This is a genomic window from Amycolatopsis lexingtonensis, from assembly GCF_014873755.1.
Lineage (GTDB): Bacteria > Actinomycetota > Actinomycetes > Mycobacteriales > Pseudonocardiaceae > Amycolatopsis > Amycolatopsis lexingtonensis.
In genome coordinates, this window is sequence record NZ_JADBEG010000001.1 from 6,660,167 (window position 1) to 6,674,243 (window position 14,077).

Genomic DNA, 14,077 nt, shown 5'->3' on the forward strand with positions numbered 1-14,077 from the left:
CCTTTACGCGGTGGGTCCGCCGAAGATCTCGATCGCCTTGCTCTCGGGCGAAAGAGTCACGATGGCGCGCTTGGTGTCCTTGCGCTTGCCGAAGCCCGCGCGAGTCCGCTTCCGCTTGCCCTGGCGGTTGGCCGTGTTGACGCTGACCACCTTGACGCCGAACACCTTCTCGACCGCGATCTTGATCTGGGTCTTGTTGGCGTCCGGGCGGACGATGAACGTGTACTTGTGGTCCTCGAGCAGCCCGTAGGACTTCTCGGAGATGACCGGCGCGAGCAGGATGTCGCGGGGGTCCGGAATGGCGACCGAACTCACTTCTCGTCACTCCCTTCCGTGACCTCGCCCGACCGCGCGGAAGCCTTGACGGACTTACCGCGGACGGGGCCGGCGACGAACGCGTCGTACGCGGCCTTGGTGAACACGACGTCGTCGTTGACCAGCACGTCGTAGGTGTTGAGCTGGTCCGCCCAGAGGATGTGCACCTCGGGCAGGTTCCGCAGGGAAACCCAGCTCAGCTCGTCGTCCCGGTGCAGCACCACGAGCACGCGCTTCGCGGCCGTGACGGCGGCGAGGGCGGCCTTGGCGGCCTTGGTCGACGGCTTCTCGCCCGTCACCAGCTCGGTGACGACGTGCAGCTGGCCGGCGCGCGCCCGGTCGGAGAGGGCGCCACGCAGAGCGGCGGCCTTCATCTTCTTCGGGGTGCGCTGGGAGTAGTCACGCGGCGTGGGGCCGTGGACGACGCCACCGCCGACGAACTGCGGCGCGCGGGTCGAACCCTGGCGGGCACGACCGGTGCCCTTCTGCCGGTACGGCTTCTTGCCGCCACCGGAGACCTCACCACGGGTCTTCGTGTCGTGCGTGCCCTGGCGCGCGGCGGCCTGCTGGGCCACCACCACCTGGTGCATCAGCGCGACATTGGCCTGCACGTCGAAGATCTCCTCGGGGAGGTCCACGGTGCCGTCGGCTTTACCGGCCGGGGTCTTCAGCTCGACGCTTGTCATTCGGAGTTACCACCCTTCGCGGCGCTGCGCACGAACAGCAGGCCGCCCTTGGGACCGGGCACGGCGCCCTTGATCAGCAGCAGGCCGTCCTCGGCACGCACGGCGTGCACGGTCAGGTTCTGCGTGGTGACCCGGTCGTTGCCCATCCGGCCCGCCATGCGCAGGCCCTTGAAGACGCGGCCGGGGGTGGCGCAGCCACCGATCGAACCCGGCTTGCGGTGCACGGCCTGGGCACCGTGGCTCGCGCCCTGGCCCTTGAAGCCGTGGCGCTTCATGACACCGGCGTAGCCCTTGCCCTTGCTGGTACCGGTCACGTCGACCTCGACGCCGGCGGCGAACACCTCGGCGGTGATCTCCTGGCCGACCTCGTAGGTCTCGGCGTCGGTGGTACGCAGCTCCGCGAGGAAGCGCCGCGGGGTCACGCCCGCCTTGTCGTAGTGGCCGGTGCGCGGCTTGTTCACCTTGCGCGGGTCGACCGCGCCGAACGCCAGCTGCACGGCCTTGTAGCCGTCCTTCTCCTGGGTCCGAACCTGGGTGACCACGTTCGGACCGGCCTTCACGACGGTGACCGGGACAACCCGGTTCTGCTCGTCGAAGACCTGGGTCATGCCGAGCTTGGTGCCCAGGATGCCCTTCATCTGCCTGTCAGACATGAGTCTCTTATCTCCGCCGCTCGCCCAACGCTTACTGGATGTTGACGTCGACGCTCGCCGGCAGGTCGATGCGCATGAGCGCGTCGACCGTCTTCGGCGTCGGGTCGAGGATGTCGATCAGACGCTTGTGCGTGCGCATCTCGAAGTGCTCGCGCGAGTCCTTGTACTTGTGCGGCGAGCGGATGACGCAGTAAACGTTCTTCTCGGTGGGCAGCGGCACCGGCCCGACAACCCGGGCGCCGGTGCGCGTGACCGTCTCCACGATCTTGCGCGCCGAGGTGTCGATCGCCTCGTGGTCGTAGGCCTTGAGCCGGATGCGGATCTTCTGTCCCGCCATGGTGGCTGCTCGTTCCTTGTCGTCTCGTGCCGCTATCTCACAAACCCCGCCCGGATGTCGCCACCCTGGCTGGGTTTCCGCAGTTCAACGGCCCTGTCCCCGGTCCACGCGGTCGGGCGTGTCGCGCCCGACGCACAGACGGATCCCGCGGGATCGTCGTCTTGCCTGGTCTTCCTCAACGTGAGGAGGCTATGAGCCGGCTGGCCGTCTCACCGCCTTTGCCCGCTCGCCTACCCGAAGGAAGAGGCTCGGCGGACCGTGGCCACTCGCGCCAGGGCGGCCGGACCCCCGTGGAGAAAACCCCGACGAGGATCGGCCGCCCCAGGACGAGCAACCTGAATAGTGTCGCACACGTGATTTGACGCCCTTGAGCCGGGGGTGTATTACCCCCGGCCGGGGCGTGAAATCACTTGTTGATCTTGGTGACCTGACCCGCGCCGACGGTCCGGCCACCCTCGCGGATGGCGAAGCGCAGACCCTCGTCCATCGCGACCGGCTGGATCAGCTGGACCGAGATGTCGGTGTTGTCGCCCGGCATGACCATTTCGGTGCCCTCGGGGAGGGTCACGACGCCGGTCACGTCGGTGGTGCGGAAGTAGAACTGCGGGCGGTAGTTGTTGAAGAACGGGGTGTGACGGCCACCCTCGTCCTTCGACAGGATGTAGACCCGGCCCTCGAAGTCGGTGTGCGGGGTGGTGGTGCCCGGCTTCACGACGACCTGGCCGCGCTCGACGTCCTCGCGCTTGATACCGCGGACCAGCAGGCCGACGTTGTCGCCCGCCTGGCCCGAGTCGAGCAGCTTGCGGAACATCTCGACACCGGTGACGGTGGTCTTGGTCGACTTCTCGCGGATACCCACGATCTCGACCTCTTCGTTGACGTTGATCTGGCCGCGCTCGACGCGACCGGTCACCACGGTGCCACGACCGGTGATGGTGAAGACGTCCTCGATCGGCATCAGGAACGGCTTGTCGAGCTCGCGCACCGGGTCCGGCACGTTGTCGTCGACGGCGGTCATCAGCTCGAGCACGGCGTCGGCCCACTTCTCGTCGCCCTCGAGGGCCTTGAGACCGGACACGCGCACGACCGGGGCGTCGTCGCCGGGGAACTCCTGCGAGGACAGCAGCTCGCGGACCTCGAGCTCGACGAGCTCCAGGATCTCCTCGTCGTCGACCATGTCGGCCTTGTTCAGCGCGACCACGATGTAGGGCACGCCGACCTGGCGGGCGAGCAGCACGTGCTCACGGGTCTGCGGCATCGGGCCGTCGGTCGCCGCGACCACGAGGATCGCGCCGTCCATCTGCGCCGCACCGGTGATCATGTTCTTGATGTAGTCCGCGTGACCGGGGGCGTCGACGTGCGCGTAGTGACGCTTCTCGGTCTGGTACTCGACGTGCGAGATGTTGATCGTGATGCCGCGCTGCTTCTCTTCCGGCGCGTTGTCGATCTGGTCGAACGCCCGCGACTCGTTCAGCTCCGGGTACTTGTCGTGCAGCACCTTGGTGATCGCCGCGGTCAGAGTCGTCTTGCCGTGGTCAACGTGGCCGATGGTGCCGATGTTGACGTGCGGCTTGGTCCGCTCGAATTTCGCCTTCGCCACTGGAATGTCCTCCTGGACTGATTTGCTTCGTGCTCAGCGGGCGGCGTGGCTGCCGCCCGCTGAATGTTCCTTCGTCGGTGCTGCGGACGTTCAGGAGAGTCCCTTAATGCCCGCGAGCGCTGGGGGGAGTTACTCCCCCGTCGCCTTCGCGATGATTTCCTTCGCGACGTTCGCGGGAACCTCGGCGTAGGAGTCGAACACCATGGAGTAGTTCGCCCGGCCCTGGGTGCGGGACCGGAGGTCACCGACGTAACCGAACATCTCCGACAGCGGGACCAGCGCCTTCACGACGCGGGTGCCCGACCGCTCCTCCATGGCCTGGATCTGACCACGGCGGGAGTTGAGGTCACCGATGACATCGCCCATGTAGTCCTCGGGCGTGGTCACCTCGACCGCCATCATCGGCTCCAGGATCACCGGGCCGGCCTTCTTCGCGGCTTCCTTCATCGCCATGGAACCGGCGATCTTGAACGCCATCTCCGAAGAGTCGACCTCGTGGTAAGCACCGTCCAACAGGGTGAACTTCAACCCGACGAGCGGGTAGCCGGCCAGGACGCCGTACTGCATCGCGTCCTGCGCGCCCGCGTCCACCGAGGGGATGTACTCCCGCGGCACGCGACCACCGGTCACCTTGTTGTCGAACTCGTAGAGCGCGCCGTCGGTGCGCTCGAGCGGCTCCAGCTTCACGATGACCTTCGCGAACTGGCCGGAACCACCGGTCTGCTTCTTGTGGACGTAGTCGAGCTTGTCGACCGTCTTCTTGATCGTCTCGCGGTACGCGACCTGCGGCTTGCCGATGTTCGCCTCGACCTTGTAGTCGGACTTCATCCGGTTCACCAGCACCTCGAGGTGCAGCTCGCCCATACCCGCGATGATCGTCTGGCCGGTGTCCTCGTCCAGCTTGACCTGGAACGTCGGGTCCTCTTCGGCCAGCTTCTGGATCGCCAGGGACAGCTTCTCCTGGTCGGCCTTCGTCTTCGGTTCGATCGCGACCCGGATGACCGGCTCGGGGAACGTCATCGACTCCAGCACGATCGGGTTCTGCGGGTCCGCCAGGGTGTCACCCGTGGTGGTGTCCTTCAGCCCGATGACCGCGTAGATGTGGCCGACCTGGGCGTCGTCGACCGGGTTCTCCTTGTTGGAGTGCATCTGGAAGATCTTCCCGATGCGCTCCTTGCGCTCCTTGGTCGCGTTGATGACCTGCGCGCCGGCGGCGACCTTGCCCGAGTACACCCGGATGTAGGTCAGCTTGCCGAAGAACGGGTGCGCGGCGATCTTGAACGCGAGCGCGGCGAACGGCTCGTCCACCGAGGCCTTGCGGGACACGACGGTCTCACCGTCGGGCAGCAGGCCCTCGACGGCCGGGACGTCCAGCGGCGACGGCAGGTAGTCGATCACCGCGTCGAGCATGGGCTGCACGCCCTTGTTCTTGAAGGCGGAGCCGGCCAGGACCGGGAACGCCTCGCGGGTGATGACCAGCTTGCGGATGCCGGACTTGATCTCGTCCGTCGACAGCTCTTCGCCCTCGAGGAACTTCTCCATCAGCGCGTCGTCGGTCTCGGCGACGGCCTCGATCAGCTTCTCGCGGTACTCCGCCGCACGGTCGGCCAGCTCGGCCGGGATGTCCTCGACCGAGTAGTCCTCGCCCTTCTGGACCTCGCCGCGCCAGGTCAGCGCCTTCATGCGGACCAGGTCGACGACGCCTTCGAAGTCGTTCTCGGCGCCGATCGGGAGCTGGATCGCCAGCGGCTTGACGCCGAGGCGCTCGGTGATGGTCTTCAGCGTGTAGTAGAAGTCCGCACCCAGCTTGTCCATCTTGTTGACGAAGCAGATGCGCGGGACGTCGTATTTGTCCGCCTGCCGCCAGACCTGCTCGGACTGCGGCTCGACACCTTCCTTGCCGTCGAAGACGGCGACCGCGCCGTCGAGCACCCGCAGGTTGCGCTCCACCTCGACGGTGAAGTCGACGTGCCCGGGGGTGTCGATCAGGTTGATCTGGTGGTCGGCCCAGAAGGTGGTGGTGGCAGCCGAGGTGATGGTGATACCCCGCTTCTGCTCCTCCTCCATCCAGTCCATGGTGGCGGCGCCGTCGTGGACTTCACCGATCTTGTAGTTGACCCCGGTGTAGAACAGGATCCGCTCGGTGGTCGTCGTCTTGCCGGCGTCGATGTGGGCCATGATGCCGATGTTGCGGACCTTGTTCAGGTCGGTCAGCACTTCACGTGCCACGAGAGTGTTCCCCTGTTCTCAAGCTTGGGGCCCGGCATGGCTTGGTCGACAGCCGGGCGGTCATCACCAGCGGTAGTGCGCGAAGGCCCGGTTGGACTCGGCCATCTTGTGCGTGTCCTCGCGACGCTTCACCGAGGCACCGAGGCCGTTGGAAGCGTCCAGGAGCTCGTTCTGCAGGCGCTCGATCATCGTCTTCTCGCGGCGGGCCTGCGAGAAGGAGACCAGCCAGCGCAGCGCCAGGGTCGTGGAGCGGCCCGGCTTGACCTCGATCGGCACCTGGTAGGTGGCGCCACCGACGCGGCGGCTCTTCACCTCGATGGTGGGCTTCACGTTGTCGAGAGCGCGCTTCAGCGTGACGACCGGGTCGGTGCCCGTCTTCTCGCGAGCGCCTTCGAGCGCGCCGTACACGATGCGCTCGGCCAGGGACCGCTTCCCGTCCTTCAGCACCTTGTTCACCAGCTGGGTGACCAGCGGGGAGGCGTAGACGGGGTCGGAGATCAGCGGCCGCTTCGGGGCCGGACCCTTGCGGGGCATTAGCTCTTCTCCTTCTTCGCGCCGTACCGGCTGCGCGCCTGCTTGCGGTTCTTGACACCCTGCGTGTCGAGCGAACCGCGGATGATCTTGTAACGGACACCCGGAAGGTCCTTCACACGACCACCGCGCACGAGCACCATCGAGTGCTCCTGCAGGTTGTGGCCCTCACCGGGGATGTAGGCGGTGACCTCGATGCCGCTGGTCAGCTTCACACGCGCGACCTTGCGCAGCGCCGAGTTCGGCTTCTTGGGGGTGGTCGTGTACACGCGGGTGCACACGCCGCGCCGCTGCGGGCTCCCCTTGAGGGCCGCGGTCTTCTGCTTGGCAGCCTTGTCCTGGCGGCCCTTGCGGACCAGCTGCTGGATCGTGGGCAATGGACCAGCTTCCTGTCGTGATCTGCTTCTTCGTGTCTTCACCGGCCCCCGCGGTCGGGCGTGTCGGCCCGCGTCACGGTCTGACGACCGGTAACTTCCCGGAGGGATTTCCGTCGGAACCCCGACCTGCCGAAGCCGGTGACCGGGTGCCTGAGCACCCCGCCCATGCCGCACGGCACGCGGAGCGGCCCGACGCATGCCGGGCACGGTCTCCAAAGATACCCGCCCGGATCCGGACGGAGCGCGGCGGGGGGTCTGAAGGTCGGCGAACGTCCAGCGTACCTCTCGGCACCGCCCGGCCGGGGGATGTTCCGAAGTCCGGTCGCACCGGTGTGGCGGCCGCACGTTGGGTTCTGCCGCCGGTGTTCATAACGCGTGTGGACCGCGGGATGTTCCGGCGGTCGGGGGCTGGCTTCGACGGCGCTGCCGAGGTCATGAACGAGTCGTTCACGACGTCGGACGCCAGGGTCCCGGCAAAGTCGCGCGGCCAGGCCACTCCGCCGCCGGTAACCCGCTCGCCCCACGTCCTGAATGACTCATTCAGGTCTTCGGACGTCCTGAATGACTCATTCAAGACGCCGGCGCACCGCTGCGCGCCGCACCGACCCGACTTTGCCGGGCCCCTGACGTCGGACGCGGTGAACGGATCGTTCATGGCACCGCGCCGGGCGCTCCGAGACCCGGCGGGTGCCGCGCTGCACACCCGGCACGGCAACGCCCCGGAACGCGGGGCCCCTCCGAGCGGCGCCGGTGGGCCGCGCCGGGCCGGGCGGAGCTGCCGGAACGCGACGGTCCGGAGGTCTTGAATGACTCATTCAGGACCTCCCAAGACCTGAATGAGTCATTCAAGACGCCAGACCACGTGTCCGGGAGCGGTGCGTCAGTCCTCGTCGGGCTTCGCGTGGTCCGGCTTGCCCGGGTTCGGGTCGCGCGACAGGTCGATCAGCGGGTGCACGCCCGCCCCCTCGGGCGCCGCGTGGCTCCCGGTCGACTTCGGCTCCTCGTCGGGCCGGCCGGCCCCTTCGGTGCTGGTCATCACACACTCCTAGCGTTCATCCCTGCTTCCCCTTGCGGCCGGAAACCTACCCATTACCCGACCGGGTGACGCAGTGGGATCGGATCGGCCGTTCCGTGCGTCACACCGCCGGTGAAGGGCCACGATGGGCACGGACACGCGATCGGGAGGGGACGAGGGGCATGGCGGCCGAGTTCGAGCAACTGGTGACCGAGTTCGAGCGGTTCCAGTCGAGCATCCGGAACGTCGACGACCGGTTCGCCGGTCTCGGGGCGATGCAGCAGCAGCTGTCCGAACTGCGGGCGGGCGCGTCGTCGCCGGACGGCGGGGTGACCGTCGTCACCGGGCCCGGGGGCGCGGTGCTCGACGTCAAGTTCACCGACGCCGCGCTGGCGAAGGGCCCGCAGGCGCTGTCCGCGGCCCTGATGGCGACGCTGCGGGAGGCGGTCGGCGAAGCGGCCCGGCGGCAGGCCGTGCTCGTCCAGGAGCACCTCGGCGACGACATCGGCCTGGTCGACCAGGTCCTGGAGACCCAGGCCGAGGCGTTCGGAACCACCGTCGAAGAAATGCGGTCGAAGCTGGCGGAAGAGGCGCCCGCCCGTGAGCGGCCGGCCGCGCCGGAGGACTTCTCGGAGGAGCGGGTGCTGCGGCCGTCCGACGACGCCACGCCGCCCCCGGCACCGCCGGCGGCCGGGGGGTCCGCGGGCGACACCTTCCTGAAGAACCTGTTCGACGAGGAGGACTGATGCCCGACGGGACCGGCGGCTACCAGGTCGAGGTCGACGCGCTGCGGAAGTACGTCGGCGTGCTCGGCAAGTACAAGGACCAGGGCGCGAAGTTCACCGAGAAGGTCGGCCAAGCCGACGTCGGCGACAAGTCGTGGGGCGTGGTGGGCCTGTTCACCAAGCACGGGTACGACGAAACGCTGCACGAGCTGCGCGACCTGCTGGCGTCGATGGCCGAGGGCCTGACGTCGGCGCAGGGCAAGTTCACCGACGCGGCGAACGTCTACCAGGGCACCGAAGACGACCACAAGGCCTTCTTCGGGCAGGTCGAGGTCCTGCTCGACGGCCCGAAGAAGCCCTGAGGGGGCCACGACGATGGCGGAGTACCAGGACGTCGCGAGCGGCGTGAACATCAAGAGCGACGATCCGAACACGGTGCTGGGGGTGAACGTCGACAACGCGGTGAAGGCCGTCCCGTTCGCCGGCAGCGCCGTCACCGTGGGCAAGGACGTCGTCTCCGTGTACCAGGCGTTCACCGCGCCCCACCCGGACGGCGTCGACATCGCACTCGGGCTCGGCACGATCGCGACCGACACGACGTCCTTCATCCAGTCCAGCGCGAGCACCATCACCGACATCGCCACCGACCCGCTCGGCTGGCTCGTCGGGCAGGGGCTGAACTTCCTGATCAGCGCCGTCCAGCCGATCCAGGACGCGATCCACTTCGTCAGCGGCGACGGGCCCGCGCTCGCCACCGCGGCCGGCAACTTCGGCGCCATCGCCACCGGGCTGGACGAGCTGGCGAAGAACTTCGCCCAGGTCGCCGACACGTCGCTGGCGGCGTGGAAGGGCGACGCCGGTGACGCGGCGCGCAAGTCGCTGGGCGAGTTCGCGCACGGCATCGGCGGCGTCTCCGCGAAGTCCGGCGACATGGCGCAGATGCTGCAGCTGAGCAGCATGCTGATGAGCTTCGTCGAGGACCTGATCAAGGCGATCCTCACCGAGCTGGTCACCTGGCTGATCATGATCTGGATCCCGGCGCTGGCGGCCGCGGTGCCCACCTGCGGGGCGTCGGTCGCCACCGCGGGCACGGCGTCGGAGGTGAAGCTCGGCACGACCGCCGCGAAGACGACGAAGAAGGTCTCGAAGGTCCGCGAGCTGCTGCAGAAGATCCTCGACTGGCTGCAGAAGATGAAGGCCAAGCTGGCGGCGACGAAGCTGGGCAAGGTGTTCGCCGAGGGCAAGACCGCGGAGAAGCTGGCCGAGATCGGGCAGCGCGACGCCGGCATGGGCCTGGTCGACAAGCTCAAGGGCGCCGAAGGCATGATCGGCAAGCGGGCCGGGAAGAACGCCCTGTCCGAGATCGCGAAGAAGGGCGGGGAGGCGGCCGCCAAGGGCGTCTTCGGGTTCAACCCGGCCAAGCCCGGCGACAACCCGGCCAAGACGCTCAACGACCATCTCGGCAAGCTCAACAGCCACGTCAAGAACGCCAAGAAGGCGAGCGACTACGGCGAGACCGGCACCGGCCAATCCGACGATGAGACGCGCGAGGACCTGGACTTCTGATGGCGGGCGTGGTGGCGGTCGTCGCGATCGCGGCGGTGTTCGCGGTGGTGGCGGCGATCTGGTGGCGGTCGCACACGAAGTTCGTCGACAGCCGCAAGGAGCACTGGTTCAAGGCCTTCGCGGCCGAGCGCGGCGGCACCTTCGACAGCGGCGTCCCCAGCGACGCGCGGGCGGTGCCGACCTTCGGGGTGCTGCACCCGAGCGGCCGCCCGCTGGCCGGGAGCACCCACACGACGTGGGTCGAGTTCCGCCACGGCGACCGCCCGGTCGTCGCCATCGACGCCCAGGAGCCGTACCGGCACTTCGACGACCACACCTACTTCCGCGACATCCACGTCACGCAGGTGCGGGTGCCGCCGTGCCCGGAGCTGCGGATCACCGCGGGGCAGGTGTCGATGCCGACGGACGCGCGCCTCGAAGGCGAGCTGACCCGGTGGCTGGCCGCCAACCCGCACTTCGCCCAGCGGGACGTCGTCGTCGAGCACGGGTCGGCGCGGACGTGGGGGCAGGGCTGCGCGACCCGGCAGAACATCGTGGCCGAGGCCGGCTACCTCGACAGCTTGGCGGACAGCCTGCCCGCGGCGCTGTGGAGCGTCAGCGGCGGCGCGTAGTGAGGTGGGTCAGGCCCGCCGACAACGCGAACACCAGCCCCAGTCCGACGATGTACGGGCCGGCCAGCAGGGCGAAGCCCGCGCCGATGTTGGCGTCGGGCTGATCGGACGTCGACCGGAAGCCGATCGCGCCCACCGACAGCAGGATCGCGCCCACCGTGATCAGCAGGACGGCCACCACCGCCAGGCGCTTCGTGACAGGCGTCATCCCCCCATCGTGCCCGGGCCACGGGGAATTCGCTGGACAGCGACCCCAGGATGAGGACGTGGACTGGAAGATCACCCGGATCGACGTCGCCCACCCGGACGCCGTCGCGATCATGCGCGACTACATGGACGAAGTCGCTTCGCGCTATTACGGGCGTCCGATCACCGAAGCCGAGCTCGCGCAATACGTGGCCGAAGAACCGGGCACCGACCTGGTGCCGCCCACCGGGGCGTTCCTCGTCGGGTACCTCGACGGGGACGTCGCGGGCTGTGCCGGGACCCGGGTCGTCGCGCCGGGGATCAGCGAGCTGACGAAGGTCTTCGTCAAGCCGGCCCACCGGGGTACCGGCGGCGCGCCCGCGCTGGTGGCGGCCGCCGAGGAAGCCGCGCGGCGACTAGGTTCCCGGCTCATGCGGCTCGACACCCGCCACGACCTGTTCGAGGCCCGCGCGCTCTACGCGAAGGTCGGCTACGCCGAGGTCGAGCCGTTCAACGACGGGCAGTTCGCCGAGCACTGGTTCTCGAAGGCCCTCAGCTGACGCAGGCGGCAACTTCGCCCGGCGCCGACTTCTGCGTCTTCACCACGTGGCCGCCGACCGAGACGCGGCATTCGACCGCGCCGCTCCCCTGCCCGAGCAGCTGGATGGACCCGGGCGCCGCCCAGCTGAGTTCCTTCCGCCACGGCAACGGGACCGCGAGTTCCTGGTGGACCAGGCCGAGGCCGTTCGAGTCGTAGACGACCGTCGCCGTGCCGGTGCCCGCCAGCTCGTACGTCACCTGGTAGCCGGCCGGCGCCGGCGGGGTCGACGTGTACGTCGCCGTCGCCAGGATCGTGCGCGGCGGCACCGACGACAGCGACGGCTCCCCCACCACCGCGACCGGCGGGGCCGGTGGGGACGAGCCGTCGTCGCCGAGGATGAAGCTGCCCGCGGTCACCGCGGCGATCGCGATCACGGCGATGCCGAGCCTGCCCACCAGCTGCCGGTTCATGGGGACTCCCAAGGAAAAGGGGGCGGCCCCTCGGGCGCGAGGGGCCGCCGCCGGGGTCAGAAGGAGGGCAGGAGCTTGCCCGGGACACCGTTGACCGACTGGATCAGGCCGAGCACCGGGACGCCGAGCGGGGCGAACGTCCAGATGTTGTTCAGGCCACTGGTGTCCGGCTCGTCGACCACGACGACCCCGGGGGCATCGGCGGCCAGCGCGGGCGCGGCCGCGCCGAACAGGGCCGCACCGGTGAGGATCGCGACAGCGAGGGTCTTCTTCATGGGTTCTCTCCGTTTCAGGAAACTGCGGTGATCAGGTCGAAGACGGGGGCGAGCAGGTCGACCGGCTGGCCGAGCGGGCCGAGCACACCGCCGAGGTCGACGCCGGGCACGAGCCAGACGGAACCGTCGGTCGGGTCGGCCGAGGCGACACCGGCGGCGAGGCCGGTGAACGCCGTCGCCGCGACGAGCGGCAGCAGCACGCGGGCAGCGAGACGCTTCATGCTTTTCCTTTCCTTGCGGGGGTTTCAGCGGAGAACCGACGTGATCGGCACGATGGTTCCGTCGGGGACCCACTGGCCCGCGTAGTCGCGGTCCATCACCATTCCGGTGGCGTGGGGTTCGGTGGGGTACATCGGCATGGCGTTGACCTGGGCGGCGGCGAAGATCTGCACGTCCCCCGCCGAGTGGTCGGCGCCCAGCCAGGTCCGGAAGCCGCCCAGTGTCGGGCTTTCGCCGCCGAAGCGGTCGCCGACCGCCACGGCGTACCCGACCGCGGTCGCCTCGCGCGGGTCGAACCGCAACGGCAGCGAAGCGCTCGCCACGGCGTTGACGATCGGCCCGTTCAGCAGCCACGGCGCCAGGTACAGCCCGTACTGGTGGGTGGGTTCGAGGCGTTGCAGCTCGGCCGCCCGCGTCATCGCGGTGTACCCGGCGGCCCAGCCGGAGACGACGACGAGCGCGGTGTCGGGCCCGGCGTCCGGCCGCACGGCGAGTCCCGTGCGCGCCGCCGTTTCCCGCACCAGCTTCGCGGCCGCGACACCGCGCGGGGAGCCGTCCTCGACCAGCGTGAGCGCGGACGGCTTCCGCCCGGCGAGGAACTCGACGAGCTTGACCAGCGCTCCCCCGTCTTCCGGCGTCAGCGCGTCGGACGGGCAGGCGCTCAGCACGTCGGCGCGGCCGGCGACCAGGCCGCCGAGCGCCGCCGAAGCGCACTCCGGCGCGTCGGCGTCGGTGATCGCCGGGCCGGGCGCGGTCCCGGCGTCGACCTCGACGACGCTAGTCGTGTCACCGCGGCGGATTTCCAGGTCGCTGCGGCCGGGCGGCAAGTCGACCTCGGCCCACGTGCCCTCGGCGCCGGGCCGCGCGACGGCCTTGGTGACCAGGCCCCCGCGCACGCCGGCGGACAGGTCGTCGCCCGCGCTCGCCGGGAAGTGGACGACGTTGCGGCCCGGCCGCTGCGGGCTGACGAGCACCGGGAACCCGGCCTCGTCGGCCAGCAGCGGGACGCCGGGCACGGGCAGCGGCGGGGGCGCCGGGATCGCGCCGAGCGCGCTCCACGCGACGAACCCGAGCGCGACGCCGAGCACGCCGAACCGGTAAGCGCGGGCTTTGAAGACCCCGGCGAGCACGCTCACCACGACCGGCAGCACCACGACGGCGACCACCGCGAGCCCGAAGAGCGTCGAGTAGAGCCGCCGGTCGAAGCCGAGGCCGGACAGCCCGAACCGGACCGCGCCGGCCAGGACCAGCAGGCCGCCGAGGGTGAGCGCGAGCGGCCCGGGCCGGACGGCCGCCGTCGTGACCGGCCCGAGCAGCGCGAAGCCGAACCACACGGCCGCCCCGGCGACGAACACCGTGTCGATCGCGAACTCGACGCCGGTGCCGCCGAGCGACGTCTCCAGCACGACGAGCGCCAGCAGCGCGGCCGACGTCCAGCGGGTGGCCCGAGGGAGGAGCGGCACCGCGACCGCGAGCACGACGTGGATCGCCAGCGCGATCACGTTGACGTCGACGGCGAAAGCCGACACCACGGCGAGGAGCGCCGAAACCCCGCCGAGGACGTACAGCGTGCGAGGCGGCCGCTGTCCCGGCGGCCGCAGGAGGCCACCGCCGGCGAGGAACGCCGTGGACAGCAGCAGGGCCAGCCGGAGCACCACCGCCAGGACGTCCACAGTGGACGAACCGGTGGGCGCGGAGTGGTCGTGTTCCATCGGGACCTTCCGGGGAGAGGCGGGCGGGG

19 protein-coding genes are annotated in these 14,077 nt (G+C 69.5%); 5 read left to right on the top strand and 14 right to left on the bottom strand.

Annotated features, from left to right (window positions below):
• Positions 1 to 3 precede the first annotated feature (3 nt).
• From rplW to H4696_RS30325, 9 genes are all read right to left on the bottom strand, one after another.
• Positions 4 to 315: a 50S ribosomal protein L23 gene (rplW, locus tag H4696_RS30285; RefSeq protein WP_003102087.1), complete on the bottom strand. Its 312-nt coding sequence runs from the start codon at positions 313 to 315 to the stop codon at positions 4 to 6.
• Positions 312 to 1,001 carry a 50S ribosomal protein L4 gene (gene rplD, locus H4696_RS30290; protein WP_086857326.1) on the bottom strand — a complete coding sequence of 230 codons (690 nt, stop codon included), beginning with the start codon at positions 999 to 1,001 and terminating at the stop codon, positions 312 to 314. Before rplD ends, rplW begins: the two co-directional genes overlap by 4 nt.
• Positions 998 to 1,654 carry a 50S ribosomal protein L3 gene (gene rplC / locus H4696_RS30295; RefSeq protein ID WP_086675504.1) on the bottom strand — a complete coding sequence of 219 codons (657 nt, stop codon included), beginning with the start codon at positions 1,652 to 1,654 and terminating at the stop codon, positions 998 to 1,000. Before rplC ends, rplD begins: the two co-directional genes overlap by 4 nt.
• 31 nt (positions 1,655 to 1,685) lie before the next feature.
• The gene (gene rpsJ / locus H4696_RS30300) at positions 1,686 to 1,991 is read right to left on the bottom strand and encodes a 30S ribosomal protein S10 (RefSeq protein WP_003102098.1); all 306 of its coding nucleotides are present in this window, start codon (positions 1,989 to 1,991) and stop codon (positions 1,686 to 1,688) included.
• Between the two features lie 406 nt (positions 1,992 to 2,397).
• Positions 2,398 to 3,591: an elongation factor Tu gene (gene tuf, locus H4696_RS30305; RefSeq protein WP_086857327.1), complete on the bottom strand. Its 1,194-nt coding sequence runs from the start codon at positions 3,589 to 3,591 to the stop codon at positions 2,398 to 2,400.
• Positions 3,592 to 3,720: 129 nt separating this feature from the next.
• Positions 3,721 to 5,820, bottom strand: coding sequence for an elongation factor G (gene fusA / locus H4696_RS30310; RefSeq protein WP_086857328.1), 2,100 nt, complete (start codon positions 5,818 to 5,820; stop codon positions 3,721 to 3,723).
• Positions 5,821 to 5,883: 63 nt separating this feature from the next.
• A complete protein-coding gene (gene rpsG / locus H4696_RS30315) occupies positions 5,884 to 6,354 on the bottom strand; it encodes a 30S ribosomal protein S7 (RefSeq protein WP_003102106.1) in 471 nt (156 codons plus the stop codon).
• The gene (gene rpsL, locus H4696_RS30320) at positions 6,354 to 6,728 is read right to left on the bottom strand and encodes a 30S ribosomal protein S12 (RefSeq protein ID WP_003102113.1); all 375 of its coding nucleotides are present in this window, start codon (positions 6,726 to 6,728) and stop codon (positions 6,354 to 6,356) included. The genes rpsG and rpsL overlap by 1 nt, the downstream gene beginning before the upstream one ends.
• An 880-nt stretch (positions 6,729 to 7,608) precedes the next feature.
• Positions 7,609 to 7,764, bottom strand: a complete 156-nt coding sequence (locus H4696_RS30325) for a hypothetical protein (RefSeq protein ID WP_086857727.1) — start codon at positions 7,762 to 7,764, stop codon at positions 7,609 to 7,611.
• Positions 7,765 to 7,925: 161 nt separating this feature from the next.
• On the opposite strand from H4696_RS30325, the gene H4696_RS30330 reads away from it, so the two are divergent.
• Genes H4696_RS30330 through H4696_RS50345 form a run of 4 tightly spaced genes read left to right on the top strand, consistent with a single transcriptional unit; the run spans position 7,926 to position 10,645 of the window.
• Positions 7,926 to 8,489 (top strand): YbaB/EbfC family nucleoid-associated protein, encoded by a 564-nt coding sequence (locus H4696_RS30330; RefSeq protein ID WP_086857726.1) that lies wholly within the window; start codon positions 7,926 to 7,928, stop codon positions 8,487 to 8,489.
• A complete protein-coding gene (locus H4696_RS30335; protein ID WP_086857725.1) occupies positions 8,489 to 8,830 on the top strand; it encodes a hypothetical protein in 342 nt (113 codons plus the stop codon). The genes H4696_RS30330 and H4696_RS30335 overlap by 1 nt, the downstream gene beginning before the upstream one ends.
• 13 nt (positions 8,831 to 8,843) lie before the next feature.
• Entirely contained in the window at positions 8,844 to 10,034 is a 1,191-nt protein-coding gene (locus H4696_RS30340; RefSeq protein ID WP_086857724.1) for a WXG100 family type VII secretion target, read from the top strand.
• On the top strand, positions 10,034 to 10,645 hold the full coding sequence (locus H4696_RS50345) for a hypothetical protein (RefSeq protein WP_225955846.1): 612 nt from the start codon (positions 10,034 to 10,036) through the stop codon (positions 10,643 to 10,645). Before H4696_RS30340 ends, H4696_RS50345 begins: the two co-directional genes overlap by 1 nt.
• Here H4696_RS50345 and H4696_RS30350 read toward each other — a convergent pair.
• A complete protein-coding gene (locus H4696_RS30350; protein ID WP_086857723.1) occupies positions 10,629 to 10,853 on the bottom strand; it encodes a hypothetical protein in 225 nt (74 codons plus the stop codon). The two genes, H4696_RS50345 and H4696_RS30350, sit on opposite strands and share 17 nt — an antisense overlap.
• Before the next feature lie 58 nt (positions 10,854 to 10,911).
• Between H4696_RS30350 and H4696_RS30355 the strand changes: the two genes are divergently transcribed.
• Positions 10,912 to 11,391 carry a GNAT family N-acetyltransferase gene (locus H4696_RS30355; RefSeq protein ID WP_249026896.1) on the top strand — a complete coding sequence of 160 codons (480 nt, stop codon included), beginning with the start codon at positions 10,912 to 10,914 and terminating at the stop codon, positions 11,389 to 11,391.
• Here H4696_RS30355 and H4696_RS30360 read toward each other — a convergent pair.
• Genes H4696_RS30360 through H4696_RS30375 form a run of 4 tightly spaced genes read right to left on the bottom strand, consistent with a single transcriptional unit; the run spans position 11,384 to position 14,048 of the window.
• On the bottom strand, positions 11,384 to 11,842 hold the full coding sequence (locus H4696_RS30360; protein WP_086857722.1) for a hypothetical protein: 459 nt from the start codon (positions 11,840 to 11,842) through the stop codon (positions 11,384 to 11,386). The two genes, H4696_RS30355 and H4696_RS30360, sit on opposite strands and share 8 nt — an antisense overlap.
• Positions 11,843 to 11,898: 56 nt before the next feature.
• Entirely contained in the window at positions 11,899 to 12,117 is a 219-nt protein-coding gene (locus H4696_RS30365; protein ID WP_086857721.1) for a hypothetical protein, read from the bottom strand.
• Positions 12,118 to 12,131: 14 nt separating this feature from the next.
• The gene (locus tag H4696_RS30370) at positions 12,132 to 12,338 is read right to left on the bottom strand and encodes a hypothetical protein (protein WP_086857720.1); all 207 of its coding nucleotides are present in this window, start codon (positions 12,336 to 12,338) and stop codon (positions 12,132 to 12,134) included.
• Between the two features lie 24 nt (positions 12,339 to 12,362).
• A complete protein-coding gene (locus H4696_RS30375; protein WP_086857719.1) occupies positions 12,363 to 14,048 on the bottom strand; it encodes a hypothetical protein in 1,686 nt (561 codons plus the stop codon).
• Positions 14,049 to 14,077: the final 29 nt, after the last annotated feature.